Origin of the sequence: Pseudonocardia petroleophila, assembly GCF_014235185.1 — a bacterium.
Classification (GTDB): Bacteria; Actinomycetota; Actinomycetes; order Mycobacteriales; family Pseudonocardiaceae; genus Pseudonocardia; species Pseudonocardia petroleophila.
The window spans coordinates 3,319,290-3,334,083 of sequence record NZ_CP060131.1 but is presented as its reverse complement, the minus strand read 5'-3'; the positions used below and the strand labels follow the sequence as shown (position 1 = coordinate 3,334,083).

Sequence of the window (14,794 nt, the reverse complement as noted above, 5' to 3'; positions counted from 1 at the left end):
GAGAGCGCCGTGAGCGAGCAGGTCAGCGTGTCGGTCGACGACGAGCACGTGGCCCGGATCGAGGAGGTCGCCGACCGCTGCCGCGCGGCCGGGATGCACGTCCAGCAGGTGCTCGCCCCGATCGGGGTGATCACCGGCTCGATCGACACCGGCGACCTGCGCACCGCGCTCGGGGCCGTGCTCGGCGTGGCGGCGGTGGAGCCGCAGCGCACGTTCCGCCTGCCGCCCCCGGGGTCCCCTATCCAGTAGGCGACGACGATTGGGCAGGCTAGCCTCAGCCCGTGCCTCCCTCCAGCGCCGGCTCCGTCCTCCGCGGCGCCGCCCGCGGGCAGCGCCGCGACCTGGTCGCCGCCTCGGTGCTGGTCGCCGGCCACCAGCTGTCCGAGGCGGCCGTGCCGGTCGTCGTCGGGATCGTGATCGACCTCGCGGTGTCCACGGGCGACGTCTCGGCCCTGCTGCGCTGGTCCACCGCGGTGGTCGGGGTGTTCCTCGTGCTCGCCACCAGCGCGTACGGCGGGTACTGGCTGACGGTCCGCGCCGAGAAGCAGGGCGCGCACGAGATCCGGCTCGACGTCACCCGGCGCGTGCTGGACCCGGCCGGCGGCGCGCCGGGGCGCTCCGGCGAGCAGGTCAGCCTGGCCGGGTCCGACGCCGACCGGGCCGGGCTGGTCAGCGCGGCGGTCGTCACCGCGGTCGCCGCCCTCGCCGCGCTCGTCGGTGGCGCGGTCGTGCTCGTCAGCGCCTCGCTCCTGCTGGGGCTCGTCGTGCTGGCCGGGGTACCGCTGGTGCTGGTCGCGTCCCGCCTGCTGGCCGGGCCGCTCGTCGGACGGGCGGAGGCCGAGCAGGAGACGCTGGCCACGGCGACCGGGGTGGCCACCGACCTCGTCACCGGGCTGCGGGTGATCAAGGGCATCGGCGCGGAGGAGGCCGCGGGCGAGACCTACCGCCGCGCGAGCCGCACCGCGCTGGGCGCCCGGCTCGCCGCGGTGCGCTTCGAGGGCGGCTACACCGCGGCGACCGGGGTGATCACCGGGCTGTTCCTCGTCGTCGTCGCGTGGCTGGGCGGGCGGCTCGCCCTCGACGGCACGATCAGCGTCGGCGAGCTGGTGGCCGCCGTCGGGCTCGCCCAGTTCCTGATCGGGCCGCTGGAGCGGCTCACCGAGGTGGGGCCCCTGCTCGCCGGGGCGCGCGGGTCCGCCCACCGGGTCGCCGCGCTGCTCGGGTCCCCGCCCGCCGTGCGCGCCGGGACCGCCGTCCTGCCCGCCGACCCCGCCGGCGCCCTCCGCGTGGGCGGCGTCGACGTCGCCGCGGGCGAGCACGTCGGCGTCGTCACCCTGTCCGCTGCCGACGCCGCGGCCCTGCTCGACGTGCTGGCCCGCGACCGCGACCCGGGCGGCGGGGCCGGGCTGGACGGGCCCGTCACCCTGGACGGCGTCGACCTCGCCGACGTCGACCTCGACGAGGCCCGCCGCGCGGTGCTCGTCGACCGCCACGACGCCACGCTGTTCGAGGGCACGGTCGGCGCCAACACCGGCACCGACCCGGCCGTGCTCGCCGCGGCCGGCGCCGACGAGGTCCTCGACGCCCTCCCCGGCGGCCTCGACGCCGAGCTCACCGAACGCGGCCGCACCCTCTCCGGCGGGCAGCGCCAGCGGCTCGTGCTGGCCAGGGCGCTCGCCGCGCACGCGCCGGTGCTGGTGCTGCACGACCCGACCACCGCCGTCGACGCCGCCACCGAGCACCGCATCGCCGACGGACTCGCGCGGCTGCGGGCCGGGCGCACCACGCTGCTGCTCACCTCCAGCCCCGCGCTGCTGGCCCGCTGCCGCCGCGTGCTGCTCGTCGAGGACGGCGCGGTGGTCGCCGCAGGCACCCACGCGGAGCTGACCGGGGACCCGCGCTACCGGGCGGCGGTGCTGTCGTGACCGCTCCCGGCACCCCCGTCCCCGGGACCACCGCACTGCTCCCCATCGCGACCGCGGCCCGCACCCGGCGCTCGGTCGCCGCGCTGATCCGCCCGCACCGGCTGCTGATCGCCGGGACCGTGCTCACCCTCGTCGCGGCGGCGGTCGCGATCCTGGCCGTGCCCGCCCTGCTCGGCGCGATCGTCGACGCGGTGATCGGGGGCGGGGCGACCGGCTCGGTCGACCTGTTCGCCCTCGGCATCCTCGCCGCGCTGGTCGCGCGCGCCCTGCTGTCGGCCGGCGGCACCGTGCTGGTGGCCCGGCTCGGCGAGCTGGTGCTGGCCGGGCTGCGGGAGCGCGTGGTGCACCGCGCGCTGCGGGTCCGCATCGCCGACGTCGAGCGCGCCGGGTCCGGCGACCTGCTGCAGCGCGTGAGCGGCGACATCTCCGTCATCTCCGAGGGCGTCCGGCTGGCGATCCCGCTGCTGGTCATCGCCGCGCTCGACGTCGGGCTGACGCTCGTCGGGCTCGCGCTGCTCGACTGGCGCCTCGCACTGGCCGGGCTGGTCCCGCTGCCGATCTGGATCCTCGTCACGCGCTGGTACGTCCGCGTCTCCGGGCCGCTCTACGCCGCGGAGCGGGCCGCGGAGGGGCGGCGGACGCAGTCGTTGCTGGCCGGCGTGGGCGGGGCGGCGACGGTGCGCGCGCACCGGCTGCGCGTCCCGCTGCTCACCCGGATCGCGGGCGACTCCGCCGCGGCCGTGACGGCGTCGCTGCGCGCGATGCGGGCGCAGTCCAAGTTCGGGTTCGTGCTCAACGGCGCGGAGCTGACGGGCGTGCTGTCGCTGCTCGTCGTCGGGTTCTGGCTGGTGCGCGCCGACGCCGTCACCGTCGGCGCGGCCACCGCGGCGGTGCTGTACTTCCTGCGCCTGTTCGACCCGATCGGCGAGCTGCTCTACCTCCTCGACGAGGCGCAGTCGGCCGGGGCGGCCCTGGCCCGGCTCGTCGGCGTCACCGACATGCCGGTGCCGCCCGCACCGGCGAGCCCGCGGCGGCCGCGGGACGGCTCGGTGCGGCTGACCGGCGTCCGGCACTCCTACGACGGCGGGCCCGAGGTGCTGCACGGGATCGACCTGGAGATCGCGCCCGGGGAGCGGGTCGCCGTGGTGGGGCCCAGCGGCGCGGGCAAGACGACGCTGGGCGCGGTGCTGGCCGGGGCCCAGGTCCCGCAGGCGGGCACCGTCGAGATCGGGGGCGTGCCGCTCGACGCGCTGGAGCACCCGCGGCGCCACGTCGCCGTCGTCACGCAGGAGGTGCACGTCTTCGCCGGCACGGTGGCCGACAACCTGCGCCTGGCCCGCCCCGGGGCCACCGACGCCGAGCTGGTCGCGGTGCTCGGCACCGTCGGCGCCGCACTGGACCTCGACGAGGTCGTCGGCGACGGCGGCACCGAGCTGGGCGCCACCGTGGCGCAGCAGCTCGCGCTGGCCCGGCTGGTGCTGGCCGATCCGGCCGTCGCGGTGCTGGACGAGGCCACCGCGGAGGCCGGCAGCGCCGGGGCGCGCGTGCTGGAGGTGGCCGCCGACGCCGCGCTGGCCGGGCGCACCGCCGTGGTCATCGCGCACCGGCTCACCCAGGCCGCGGCAGCCGACCGCGTCGTCGTGCTGGACAAGGGCCGGATCGTCGAGACCGGCCCGCACGCCGAGCTGGTGGCCGCCGGTGGCCCCTACGCGGCGCTGTGGAAGGCCTGGTCCGCACCCCGCTGATCCCGCACCCGTCCGGCGGTCACGACGGGCGCACCGCCCCCGACACCGCCCACCGCCCGGACCGGGTCCGCAGCCCGACCGCCACCAGCCGCACCAGCATGAACAGCGACAGGCCCGTCCAGATCCCGGCCAGGCCCCAGCCGAACACCAGCGACGCCCAGATCAGCGGCAGGAACCCCAGCACCGCGGCCGCGAGGGTGGAGGTGCGCAGGAACGCCGCGTCCCCCGCGCCGAGCAGCACGCCGTCCAGCGCGAAGACGACGCCCGCGACCGGCTGCATCGCCACGAAGAACCACCAGGCGACGGGCACGAGCGCGAGCACCGTCGCGTCGCCGGTGAACACCGGCGGCAGCACCCCGATCAGCGCCGCGAACAGCACCCCGAACCCGACGCCGAGCACCAGGCCGTAGCGGGTGACCTGGCCGGCGAGCGCCCGGGCCCTGGCGACGGCCCCGGACCCCAGCGCCGCCCCCACCAGCGCCTGCGCCGCGATCGCGACCGCGTCGAGCACCAGCGCCATGAAGAACCACAGCTGCAGCACGATCTGGTGCGCCGCGACCGACGCCGCCCCGAACCGCGCGGCCACCGCCGCGGCGGAGAGGAAGCAGGCCTGGAACGCGAGGCTGCGGGCGATGAGGTCGCGCCCGAGCACGAGCTGGGCGCGCATCGTCGCGAGGTCGGGCCGGCGGAAGCCCCGCTCCCGGCGCAGGGCGAGCAGGAACAGCCCGGCGCCGAGCGCCTGCCCGGTGACGTTCGCGGCCGCCGACCCCGGCAGCCCCCAGCCGACGCCGTGCACGAGCACCGGGCACAGCACCGCGGACAGGCCGTTGCCCGCGAGCACGTAGCGCAGCGGGCGGACGGTGTCCTGCACCCCGCGCATCCAGCCGTTGCCGGCCAGCGTCACGAGGATCAGCGGGGCCCCGAACAGCGCGACCCGCAGCCACGACACGGCGGCGTCGGCGATCTCCCCGTCCCCGGCGAACGCGGTCGCCACGGGGACCGCGACCAGCTGCCCCACGACGAGCAGCACCAGCCCGACGGCCAGCGCGAGCCACGTCGCCTGCCCGCCCTCCGCGACGGCCTCGGTCCGCCGCCCGGCCCCGTGCAGGCGCGCCGCGCGGGCGGTGGTGCCGTAGGACAGGAAGTTCAGCTGGCTCGTGACCTGCGCGAACAGCACCCCGGCGATCGCCAGCCCGGCCAGCGGCACCACCCCCAGCCGTCCGACGACCGCGGTGTCGACGAGCAGGTACAGCGGCTCGGCGGCCAGGACCGGCAGGGCGGGGGCGGCCAGGCGCAGGACCTCCCGCAGCGGGACCCGGTCGTCGCTCACCCGACGGGACGCCGGCACACGTAGACGAACGCGGGCGGCACGTTGCGCCACACCGTCGCGCTCACGAGCACCTCCTCGAACGCCCCGCGCAGCCGCGCGCGGAACCGCTGCGCCGCGGGCATCGCCATGCCCTGCAGGTAGGCGAACGTCGTGAAGGCGCCGGTGTCGCCGATCGCCCGGCCGACCTCGCGCAGGACGTCGGCCTGCACGCCGTCGTCGAACAGGGCCCACGGCAGGCCGCACACGACCGCGTCGACGCGGCCGACGCCGTGCTCGGCCAGCAGCGCGCCGAGCTCGCGCGCGTCGCCGGGCACGACCTCGAGGCCCGGACGGGTGCGGCGCAGGTAGGCGACCATGTCGGGGTCGAGCTCCACGGCGAGGTGCCGGCCCCCGGCCGGGAGCCGTTCGGCGATGACGGCGCTCACCGCGCCGGTGCCCGGGCCCAGCTCGACGACGACCGGCTCCCCGGTGCGCGGCACCACCGAGGACAGCACCTCCGCGAGGCGCGCGGAGCTCGGTGCGACCGCCCCCATGGTGCCGGGGCGGCGCAGGGCGGCGGACAGGAAGGCGCGGCGGGCGTCGGAACTCACGCCAGCACCGTAGCCGTCAGCCCGCGATCGGCACGCCGGTGATCGGGAGGGCGGGCTCCAGCGCGGTGCGCAGCGCGCGCAGGACGTCCTCCTCGGAGCCGTCCAGCGTGACCCCGGCCGCGGCGCGGTGCCCGCCGCCGCCGATCCGCCCGGCCGCCGACGCGACGTCGACGGAGCCGTGGGAGCGCAGCGACACCGACCAGCGCCGCTCCCCCACCTGCTTGAGCACCGCGGCGACCTCGGCCTCCGCCGCCGTGCGGACGACGTCGACGACCCCGTCGACCTCCTCCACCCGGAAGCGCGCGACGTCGGCGGCCCGGACGGTCGTGTACGCCAGCCCCCGCCCGCCCGCGGCCGCCGGGTCCAGCACGCAGCGGTCCAGCGCCGACCCGAGCACGGCCAGCCACGCGTACGGGTGGGTGTCCATGATCGGCCGGACCAGCGACTCGGCGTCGACGCCCGCGTCGATCAGCTCGGCCGCCATCCGGTGCGCGGCAGCGCCCGCGGTGCGGAACCCGCGGGTGTCGGTGACCAGGCCCGCGTAGAGGCAGCGGGCGACGTCGGCGTCGAGCGCGGCGCCCATGGCCCCGAGGACCCGGTGGGCGAGCACGACCGTGGCCTCGACGGACGGGTCGAGGATCTGCACGTCGCCGAACCCGGGGTTGGACGCGTGGTGGTCGAGCATCACCGTGGTGCCGGCGGTGTCGAGCAGGCCGCGCAGGCTGCCCAGCCGCGAGGGCTCCGCCGCGTCGCAGGCCACCAGCAGCGCGGGCCGCGCCGGGAGCTCCGACGGCGCCACGACGAGCCCGAGCACGTCGAGCGGGCGCAGGGTCTCCGGGACCGCCTCGGGCGTCGCGAACGAGACCCGGACGTCGGCGCCGCGCCGCCGCAGCGCGATCCCGAGGGCGAGGGCGCTGCCCAGGGAGTCGGCGTCGGGTTGGACGTGCGCGAGCAGCGTGACGTCCCTGGCGTCGGTGAGCAGCGCAGCGGCCACCCGGACGGGGTCGGCGACCACGTGCGGTCCTTCCTGATGGGGACGAGGCTCTGACGGAGAGTAGCCGTTCTCCCCCGAGTCGACCCCATCGTGCCACCCGTACGGGTGGTGGTGCTCAGTCCTCGTCGTCGTCCTCGTCACGCTCCCGCGGGACGCGGTACGGGTCGGGGTCGCCGGCCGGCTGGGCGGTGGCGGCGAGGCGCGCCACCTCGGCGTCGGACTCCCGGGTGCGGGCGAGCAGCTCCTCCATGCGGCGGGACTCGTCGGGCACGACGTCGGCGACGAACGTCAGCGACGGGGTGCGCCGCACCCCGGTGCCCGCCCCGACCTTGGAGCGCAGCACGCCCGTGGCGCTGGCCAGCGCGGCCGCGACGCCCGCGGTGTCGGGGTCCTCGTCGACGGTCTCGCCGAGGACGGTGTAGAAGACCGTGGCCTCCTGCAGGTCGCCCGTGACGCGGGTGTCGGTGATCGTCACCATCTTCAGCCGCGGGTCCTTGATCTCGCTCTCCAGCGCACCGGCCACGATCTGCGAGATCCGCTTCGCGAGCCGACGGGCGCGCGCCTGGTCCACCATCTCTTACTCCTACTCGTCCTCTGGCCCCAGCATCCGGTGCCGGGCCGAGAGCAGTTCGAACTCCGGCCGGGCGGCCACGAGCCGCTCGCACCGGTCGAGCACCACGACCACCTGGTCGTGGTCCGCGGCCACGCAGGACACACCGATCAGCGCCCGCCGGTGCAGGTCCCGGTGGCCGGCCTCCGCGGCCGCCACCTCGAACCTGCGCCGCAGCTCGGCCACGACGGGCCGCACCAGCGACCGCTTCTCCTTCAGCGAGTGCACGTCCCCGAGCAGGACGTCGAACTCGACGACACCGACGTACACGACACCTCCGACGGGAACCGGGGGGTGCGGAGGAACCGCACCCCCGGGTGACCGGAACTACGCGCGCGGCTTCTCGCGCAGCTCGTAGGTCTCGATCATGTCGCCGTCCTTGACGTCGTTGAAGTTGCCGAGCGTCAGACCGCACTCGAAGCCCTCGCGGACCTCGACGACGTCGTCCTTGACCCGGCGCAGCGAGTTGACGGTGAGGTTCTCCGCCACCACGACGCTGTCGCGCAGCAACCGCGCCTTGGCGTTGCGGCGGATGATCCCGTCCATCACCAGGCAACCGGCGATCGAGCCGAAGCGCGAGGAGCGGAAGACCTGGCGGACCTCCGCGTGGCCGAGGACGACCTCCTCGTACTCGGGCTTGAGCAGGCCCTTGAGCGCCTGCTCGATCTCGTCGATGGCCTGGTAGATCACGGAGTAGTACCGGATCTCCACGCCCTCGCGGTTGGCCAGCTCGGTCGCCTTGCCCTCGGCCCGGACGTTGAAGCCCAGGACGATGACGTTGTCGGCGATGGCGAGGTTGACGTCGCCCTCGGTGATGCCACCGACACCGCGGTGGATCACGCGCAGCTCGACGTCGTCGCCGACCTCGATCTTCATGAGCGCGTCCTCGAGAGCCTCGACGGTTCCCGAGTTGTCGCCCTTGATGATCAGGTTGAGCTGGTTGGTCTCCTTCAGCGCGGCGTCGAGGTCCTCCAGCGACACGCGCTTGCGACGGCTCGCCAGCTCGGCGTTGCGCTCGCGGGCGCGACGACGGTCGGCGATCTGCCGGGCCACGCGGTCCTCGTCGACGACGAGGAACGTGTCGCCGGCACCGGGCACCGAGGTGAAGCCGACCACCGCGACGGGGCGCGACGGGTAGGCCTCGGTGATGTCCTCGCCGTGCTCGTCGAACATCCGCCGGACGCGCCCGGAGGCGTCGCCCGCGACGATCGAGTCGCCGACGCGCAGCGTGCCGCGCTGCACCAGGACCGTGGCCACCGGACCGCGACCGCGGTCGAGGTGGGCCTCGATCGCGACGCCCTGGGCCTCCATGTTCGGGTTGGCCCGCAGGTCGAGCGCGGCGTCGGCGGTGAGCAGGATCGCCTCGAGCAGCTGGTCGATGTTGGTGCCCTGCTTGGCGGAGATGTCGACGAACATCGTGTCGCCGCCGTACTCCTCGGCCACCAGGTTGTACTCGGTGAGCTGCTGCCGGATCTTGTCCGGGTTCGCGCCCTCCTTGTCGATCTTGTTGACCGCCACGACCACCGGCACGTCGGCCGCCTGGGCGTGGTTGATCGCCTCCACCGTCTGCGGCATGACGCCGTCGTCGGCGGCGACCACGATCACCGCGATGTCCGTGGACTTCGCGCCTCGGGCACGCATGGCGGTGAACGCCTCGTGACCCGGGGTGTCGATGAAGGTGATCGGGCGCTCGTAGCCGTCCAGCTCGGCCATCACCTGGTAGGCGCCGATGTGCTGGGTGATGCCACCGGCCTCGCCGCCCATCACGTTCGCCTTGCGGATCGTGTCGAGCAGGCGCGTCTTTCCGTGGTCGACGTGACCCATGACGGTGACGACCGGCGGCCGGACGACCAGGTCGTCCTCGCCGCCCGCGTCCTCGCCGTAGGAGATGGAGAAGCTGTCGAGCAGCTCGCGGTCCTCCTCCTCGGGGCTGACGACCTGCACGACGTAGTTCATCTCGCTGCCGAGCAGCTCGAGGATCTCGTCGGACACCGACTGCGTGTTGGTGACCATCTCACCGAGGTGGAACAGCACCTGCACGAGCGACGCCGGGTTGGCGCCGATCTTGTCGGCGAAGTCGGTCAGCGACGCGCCACGGGCGAGCTTGATCGTCTCGCCGTTGCCCCGGGGCAGGCGGACGCCGCCGGCCGACGGGGCCTGCATGGACTCGAACTCCTGGCGCTTCGCGCGCTTCGACTTGCGGCCCTTGCGCACCGGACCACCGGGACGGCCGAAGGCGCCCGCGGCACCGCCGCGACCGCGCGGGCCGCCGGGACGGCCACCGCCGCCACCGGGACCGCCGCGGAAGCCACCGCCGGCGGGAGCGCCACCGGGACCACCGGGACCGCCGCCACCGGGACGGAAACCGCCGCCACCGCCGGGACGACCACCGGGACCGCCCGGACGACCGCCCGGGCCACCGGGACGTCCACCGGGACCGCCGGGACCGCCGCGCCCACCGGGCGCGGGACGCCCACCGGCCGGACGCGCCGGCATCATGCCGGGGTTCGGGCGCGGGGGCATGTTGCCCGGGTTGGGGGGACGCGGACCGCCGGGACGGGGACCGCCCGGACGGGGGCCGCCCTGACCGGGGCCGCCGGGACGCGGGGCGCCCTGGCCGGGAGCCGGCCGGTCGCCCTGCGGGGCCGGTCCGGCCGGAGCGCTGCCGCCCGGCTGGGCGGGCGGGCCGGGACGCGGCGCAGCCGGCCGGGGCGGGGCCCCGGAGCCGACGCCGAACGGGTTGTTGCCGACGCGCGGCGTGCGCGGGCCCGGACGCGGACCGGACGGCTTCGGCGGGACGACGGCGGAACCGGCGTCGGCCGCGGCCGGCTGCTGCTCGGGACGGGCCTGCTCCGGGCGCGACTGCGGGCCGGGACGCGCGGCCGGCGGGGCCGGCGTGCGCTCCGCGACCGCGGGCTCGGACCGGATCGGCTCGGGCGTCGCGGCCGGGCCCGGACGGGGTCCGGGACGCGGGCCGCTGCCGCCGCCGGGGCTGCTCGGACGCTGCGCCGGGGCCTCGGTGCGCTCGGCCGCCGGACGGGCCGGGGCCGCGGGCTCGGCGGGCGCCGCGGGGGCGGCGGGTGCCGCCGGGGCCGCGGGGCGCGGGCCGGGACGGGGTCCGGGCACGCCACCGGAACGGGGCGGGCCGGGAACGGCGGACGGGGCGGACGAGCCGCCGCGCGGGCGACCCCCGCCGTTGCCGCCGGACACGGACTCCCGCAGCTTGCGGGCGACCGGCGCCTCGACGGTGGAGGACGGCGACTTCACGTACTCGCCGAGGTCCTGCAGCTTGCTGAGGACCTGCTTGCTGGAGATGCCGAGCTCTTTAGCGAGCTCGTGCACACGGGCCTTGCCTGCCACTGCACTCCTTGTTACTCGGAGGCCGGCGGCTGGTCCCGCTCGACCTCGAACCTAGTGTCGAAGCACGTTCATGGTGCGATCTTCACGACTGGCTCATGACGGGTCGACCTTGCTCTCCTCGATGACGGATCCGGGTGTGTCCCGGACCCCAGACGTTCCTTCCCGGGCGCGGTGGAGATGCGCCCGGACCTCGGCGGTGTCCAGCTTCCCCGGGACGCGCAGCGCCCGCGGGAACGCCGAGCGCCGCTCGGCGCGGTGGAGGCACTCCGGGTCGGGGTGCAGCCAGGCACCTCGGCCGGGGAACCGTCGACGTGGGTCCGGGGTGAGGACCCCGTCCACCACGACGACCCGCAGCAGATCGTCGGCCTCCGCCCGTGTCCGACATCCGACGCAGGTGCGCACCGGAGGGGTGCGTCGAGCGGGAACCGGGCCCGGAACGGGGACCGTTGCTGAGTGTAGCCCACACCCCGGGGGGTGGTCGCCACGACGGGAGGCGGTCAGCCGACCGACTCCGACTCCGAGCCGGCCGGCTCCTGCGGCGCGTCGACCGCACCGCGCGGGTCGGCGTCGCTGCGGATGTCGATGCGCCACCCGGTCAGACGGGCCGCCAGCCGGGCGTTCTGGCCCTCCTTGCCGATGGCCAGGGAGAGCTGGAAGTCCGGGACGACGACGCGCGCCGAGCGCGTGGCGGCGTCGATCACGGTGACCGACACCACCTTCGACGGGGACAGCGCGTTGCCCACGAACGTCGCGGGGTCCTCGTCCCAGTCGATGATGTCGATCTTCTCGCCGGCGAGCTCGCTCATCACGCCCCGCACCCGCTGGCCCATCGGGCCGATGCAGCTGCCCTTGGGGTTGACCCCGGCGACGGTCGACCGCACCGCGATCTTGGACCGGTGCCCGGCCTCGCGGGCCACGGCGACGATCTCCACCGTGCCGTCGACCAGCTCCGGGACCTCGAACGCGAAGAGCTTGCGGACGAGGTTGGGGTGCGTGCGGCTCAGCGTGATCTGGGTGCCGCGCATCCCGCGCGTCACGCCGACGACGTAGCAGCGGATCCGCTCGCCGTGCGCGTAGGTCTCGCCGGGCACCTGCTCGGCCGCGGGCAGCACGCCCTCGGTCTGGCCGCCCAGGGAGACGATGACGACGCCGCGGGCGTTGGCGCGCGCGTCGCGCTGCACGATGCCCGCGACGATCTCGCCCTCCTTCGTGGCGAACTCCCCGTAGGTGCGCTCGTGCTCGGCGTCGCGCAGCCGCTGCAGGATGACCTGGCGCGCGGTGGTGGCGGCGATGCGGCCGAAGCCCTCGGGGGTGTCGTCCCACTCCCGGTCGACGACGCCGCCCTCGCCCAGCTCCTGCGCCATCACGCGGACCAGGCCGGACTTGCGGTCGATGTCGACGCGGGCGTGCGCCTCGTGGCCGTCGGTGTGCCGGTAGGCGGTGAGCAGGGCCGTCTCGATGGCCTCGATCACCGTCTCGAACGGGATGTCCTTGTCGCGCTCGATCGCGCGCAGGGCGGCGATGTCGACGTTCATGAGTGGTCCTCGTCTTCAGTTGTGTCGAACTCGGCTGCGTCGTCGGGGTCGTCGTCGGGGTCCTCGTCGGCCGGGGCCGCGCCCAGGGCGCTCAGCTCCGCCGCGGGCGGCTTGCGGAACTCCACCTGCACCGCCGCGTGCGCGACGTCGGCGAGGCGCAGCTCCCGGAGCTTCCCCTCGACCAGGAGCGTGACCGCGTCCTCGGCCGCGTCGCCGACCCGGCCCGTCAGGGTGCTCCCGTCGGCGAGCCGCACGAGCACCTGCCGGAGCCGGTTGCGCCGCCAGTGCCGGGGCAGCGTCAGCGGCCGGTCGACGCCCGGCGAGGTCACCTCGAGGGTGTAGGAGCCGGGGATCAGGTCCTCGTGCAGCTCCAGCTCCGCCGACGCCGCGCGAGAGACCCGGGCGATCTCGTCGAGGCCCACCCCCGAGTCGGAGTCCACCACCAGCCGGACGGTGTGCCGCCGGCCCACGGTGTGCACGTCGAGCTCGTCGAGCACGAACCCCGCCGCGGTGACGACGGGCTCCAGCACGCCGTGCAGCGGGGTGCCCTGCTGCGCCGGGCGGTGGGTGGACATGCGTTCTCCTGGGGTGTCGGTGGTGCCGGGGCGGGCGGCCGGACGGGCCAGCCAGCGTAGCGCGCCGCACGGGGTGCTCCGGCCACGCGCGCTCCGGCAGCGGGGGCCGAGGGGGTGCCTGGCAGGATGGGCGCCCGTCCCGGCCGACGGACCGGCGGGGCACCGAGGAGGGGTCGTGCCAGGAGGGCCGTCGCGCCGTCGCGTGCTCGCGGCGCTGGTGCTGGCTCCGGTCGCGCTGTCGCCGCTCGCCGGGTGCGCCGCCGTCGGCGTCGACGACGGGCCGGACCCGCTGATCGCCCTCGCCGACGCGGCCCGGGCCGACGCGCTGCTCGCCGCCGCCGTCGTGGCCGCCGAGCCCGACCTGGCCGCCCGCGTCGACCCGCTGCAGGCCGCCCGCACGGCGCACGCCGCCGCACTCGACGCCGAGATCGCCCGCCTGGCCGGGGCCCCGGAGCCGGGCGCGGCCGCCGCCGCGACGCCCTCCCCCGCCGACCCGTCCGCGGCCCCGACCGCGGCCGAGCTGGCCGAGCTCCGCGCCGCCGTCACGGCGTCGGCGCGGGCCGCGGCCGAGGCGGCGCTCGGCCTGCCCGCCGAGCGCGTCGGGCTCGTCGCGTCCATCTCGGCCTGCTGCGCCACCTACGGGGCGGTGCTGGGATGAGCCAGATCGACGAGGACTCCACCGACGCCCTGCAGGCCGCGCTCGCCGCGGAGCACGCCGCGCTGTGGGCCTACGGCCTGGCGGTGGCGTTCCTGGGCCCGCAGAACCGGGCGCAGGCGCGCGACGACGCCGCGGCGCACCGCAGGCTGCGGGCGGCCGTGGAGACGACCCTGTCGCAGCTCGGGGCGCGCGCGGTGTCGGCCCAGCCGTCCTACGCGCCGCCCGAACCGGTCGTCGACGCCGCGTCGGCGGCGGCGCTGGCGGTCGTCGCGGAGACCGACGCGCTCGGCGCGTGGCGGTCGGTGCTGGAGCGCACCGGGGACCGCCCGCTGCGCAGCGCGGCGCTCGACGCCCTCACCCAGGGCACGCTGCGGTGCGCCCGGTGGCGGGTGGTGGTCGGCAGCCCGCCGGCGATCCCGGACTTCCCCGGCCTCTGACCCGCCCGCGCGGCGCCGCTCAGGTGAGGGCGTCCAGCGCGCGGTCGACGTCGGCCCGGTCCGTGTAGAGGTGGAACGCGAGGCGGGCGGCTCCGGCGCGCGCCGCACACGCGATCCCGGCGGCGGCCAGCCGCTCCTGCGCGCCCGGCGTCCGGACCGCGACGATCGCCGACCCGGCCGGCTCCATCCCCAGCCCGGCGCGCAGGGCGTCGGCCAGGCCGGTGCAGTGGGCGTGCACCGCGGCGCGGTCGAGCCCGACCAGCCACGGCAGCGCGACGGCCGCGCCGACGTGGCTGAACCAGGCCGGTGACGTGTCCAGCGCCCGCGCGTCGGGGGCCAGGCGCAGCGGGAGGCCGTAGACGCTGTCCCAGACGTCGGCACCGGCGAACCAGCCCGCCTGCTCGGCGGGCAGGTCCCACTCCGGGTGGACGGCGAGCCAGGCCGCCCCGCGCGGGCTGAGCAGCCACTTGTACGCGCCGCCGGTGACGGCGTCGGCCCAGCCGAGGTCGGCGTCGAGCCAGCCGGTGGCCTGCGTCGCGTCCAGGACGACGCGGGTGCCGGACGCGCGGGCCGCGCGCAGGGCGTCGAGGTCGACGATCCGTCCGTCGGCCGACTGCACCACCGCGACGGCGACGGCGTCGAACTCGGCCGCCCGCGCCCCCACCTCGTCGAGGGGGACCTCGGTCAGGTCGTGGCCGCGCGCGGCGAACGGCCAGCTGACGCTCGTGAACTCCCCCGCGGCGACGAGCACCCGCGACGGCCGCGGCAGCGCGGCGGCCACCAGCGACACGAGCCCGGACACCGTCGCCCCGAGCGCCACCCGCCCGACCGGCACCCCGACCAGCCGCGCCCAGGCTTCCCGCGCGGTCGCGACGGGCGCGTCGAAGTCGCCGGGCCGGGCGGACCCGGTGCGCCACCCCAGCACCGCCGCGGCCACGGCGTCGGCGACGTCGACCGGCGGCACGCCGATGCTCGCGGTGTTGAGGTAGCCGTGCGGGACGTCGAAGGAGCGGTCGAAGGCGCTGCGCACCCGGC

General features: G+C 76.6%; 15 protein-coding genes. 5 read left to right on the top strand and 10 right to left on the bottom strand.

Annotated elements, in window-relative coordinates:
• Positions 1-9 precede the first annotated feature (9 nt).
• From H6H00_RS16600 to H6H00_RS16590, 3 genes are read left to right on the top strand one after another with little or no spacing between them, the layout of a single operon-like run.
• Complete coding sequence (locus H6H00_RS16600) at positions 10-249, top strand: ketohydroxyglutarate aldolase (protein ID WP_185716672.1); 240 nt, start codon at positions 10-12, stop codon at positions 247-249.
• Positions 250-281: 32 nt separating this feature from the next.
• Complete coding sequence (locus H6H00_RS16595; RefSeq protein WP_185716671.1) at positions 282-1,925, top strand: ABC transporter ATP-binding protein; 1,644 nt, start codon at positions 282-284, stop codon at positions 1,923-1,925.
• Complete coding sequence (locus tag H6H00_RS16590) at positions 1,922-3,670, top strand: ABC transporter ATP-binding protein (RefSeq protein ID WP_185716670.1); 1,749 nt, start codon at positions 1,922-1,924, stop codon at positions 3,668-3,670. The genes H6H00_RS16595 and H6H00_RS16590 overlap by 4 nt, the downstream gene beginning before the upstream one ends.
• Before the next feature lie 19 nt (positions 3,671-3,689).
• Here the strand turns inward: H6H00_RS16590 and H6H00_RS16585 are convergent, their stop codons facing one another.
• The 9 genes from H6H00_RS16585 to rimP form a co-directional block, all read right to left on the bottom strand.
• Entirely contained in the window at positions 3,690-5,000 is a 1,311-nt protein-coding gene (locus tag H6H00_RS16585) for an MATE family efflux transporter (protein ID WP_304632879.1), read from the bottom strand.
• Positions 4,997-5,590, bottom strand: a complete 594-nt coding sequence (locus H6H00_RS16580) for a class I SAM-dependent methyltransferase (RefSeq protein WP_379539695.1) — start codon at positions 5,588-5,590, stop codon at positions 4,997-4,999. Before H6H00_RS16580 ends, H6H00_RS16585 begins: the two co-directional genes overlap by 4 nt.
• 16 nt (positions 5,591-5,606) lie before the next feature.
• The gene (locus H6H00_RS16575; RefSeq protein WP_185716668.1) at positions 5,607-6,605 is read right to left on the bottom strand and encodes a DHH family phosphoesterase; all 999 of its coding nucleotides are present in this window, start codon (positions 6,603-6,605) and stop codon (positions 5,607-5,609) included.
• Positions 6,606-6,699: 94 nt separating this feature from the next.
• The gene (rbfA, locus tag H6H00_RS16570) at positions 6,700-7,158 is read right to left on the bottom strand and encodes a 30S ribosome-binding factor RbfA (protein ID WP_185716667.1); all 459 of its coding nucleotides are present in this window, start codon (positions 7,156-7,158) and stop codon (positions 6,700-6,702) included.
• A 9-nt stretch (positions 7,159-7,167) separates the two neighbouring features.
• On the bottom strand, positions 7,168-7,464 hold the full coding sequence (locus H6H00_RS16565) for a DUF503 domain-containing protein (RefSeq protein WP_185716666.1): 297 nt from the start codon (positions 7,462-7,464) through the stop codon (positions 7,168-7,170).
• Positions 7,465-7,521: 57 nt separating this feature from the next.
• Entirely contained in the window at positions 7,522-10,554 is a 3,033-nt protein-coding gene (infB, locus tag H6H00_RS16560) for a translation initiation factor IF-2 (protein ID WP_185716665.1), read from the bottom strand.
• Between the two features lie 93 nt (positions 10,555-10,647).
• Entirely contained in the window at positions 10,648-10,893 is a 246-nt protein-coding gene (locus H6H00_RS16555; RefSeq protein ID WP_379539693.1) for a YlxR family protein, read from the bottom strand.
• A 158-nt stretch (positions 10,894-11,051) separates the two neighbouring features.
• Complete coding sequence (gene nusA, locus H6H00_RS16550; RefSeq protein WP_185716664.1) at positions 11,052-12,089, bottom strand: transcription termination factor NusA; 1,038 nt, start codon at positions 12,087-12,089, stop codon at positions 11,052-11,054.
• Positions 12,086-12,664, bottom strand: a complete 579-nt coding sequence (gene rimP / locus H6H00_RS16545) for a ribosome maturation factor RimP (RefSeq protein ID WP_185716663.1) — start codon at positions 12,662-12,664, stop codon at positions 12,086-12,088. Before rimP ends, nusA begins: the two co-directional genes overlap by 4 nt.
• Before the next feature lie 175 nt (positions 12,665-12,839).
• On the opposite strand from rimP, the gene H6H00_RS16540 reads away from it, so the two are divergent.
• Together H6H00_RS16540 and H6H00_RS16535 are read left to right on the top strand one after the other, a co-directional pair.
• Positions 12,840-13,322: a hypothetical protein gene (locus tag H6H00_RS16540; RefSeq protein WP_221775557.1), complete on the top strand. Its 483-nt coding sequence runs from the start codon at positions 12,840-12,842 to the stop codon at positions 13,320-13,322.
• Positions 13,319-13,759, top strand: a complete 441-nt coding sequence (locus tag H6H00_RS16535) for a DUF4439 domain-containing protein (protein ID WP_185716662.1) — start codon at positions 13,319-13,321, stop codon at positions 13,757-13,759. The genes H6H00_RS16540 and H6H00_RS16535 overlap by 4 nt, the downstream gene beginning before the upstream one ends.
• Positions 13,760-13,778: 19 nt before the next feature.
• Here the strand turns inward: H6H00_RS16535 and H6H00_RS16530 are convergent, their stop codons facing one another.
• Complete coding sequence (locus H6H00_RS16530; protein ID WP_185716661.1) at positions 13,779-14,789, bottom strand: aminotransferase class V-fold PLP-dependent enzyme; 1,011 nt, start codon at positions 14,787-14,789, stop codon at positions 13,779-13,781.
• Positions 14,790-14,794 lie beyond the last annotated feature (5 nt).

What these genes read in the sequence shown, in the direction of transcription:
- H6H00_RS16535 (WP_185716662.1), top strand. Translation starts at nt 13,319, where the DNA reads ATGAGCCAGATCGACGAGGACTCCACCGACGCCCTGCAGGCCGCGCTC.
- nusA (WP_185716664.1), bottom strand. Translation starts at nt 12,089, where the DNA reads ATGAACGTCGACATCGCCGCCCTGCGCGCGATCGAGCGCGACAAGGAC.
- rbfA (WP_185716667.1), bottom strand. Translation starts at nt 7,158, where the DNA reads ATGGTGGACCAGGCGCGCGCCCGTCGGCTCGCGAAGCGGATCTCGCAG.
- rimP (WP_185716663.1), bottom strand. Translation starts at nt 12,664, where the DNA reads ATGTCCACCCACCGCCCGGCGCAGCAGGGCACCCCGCTGCACGGCGTG.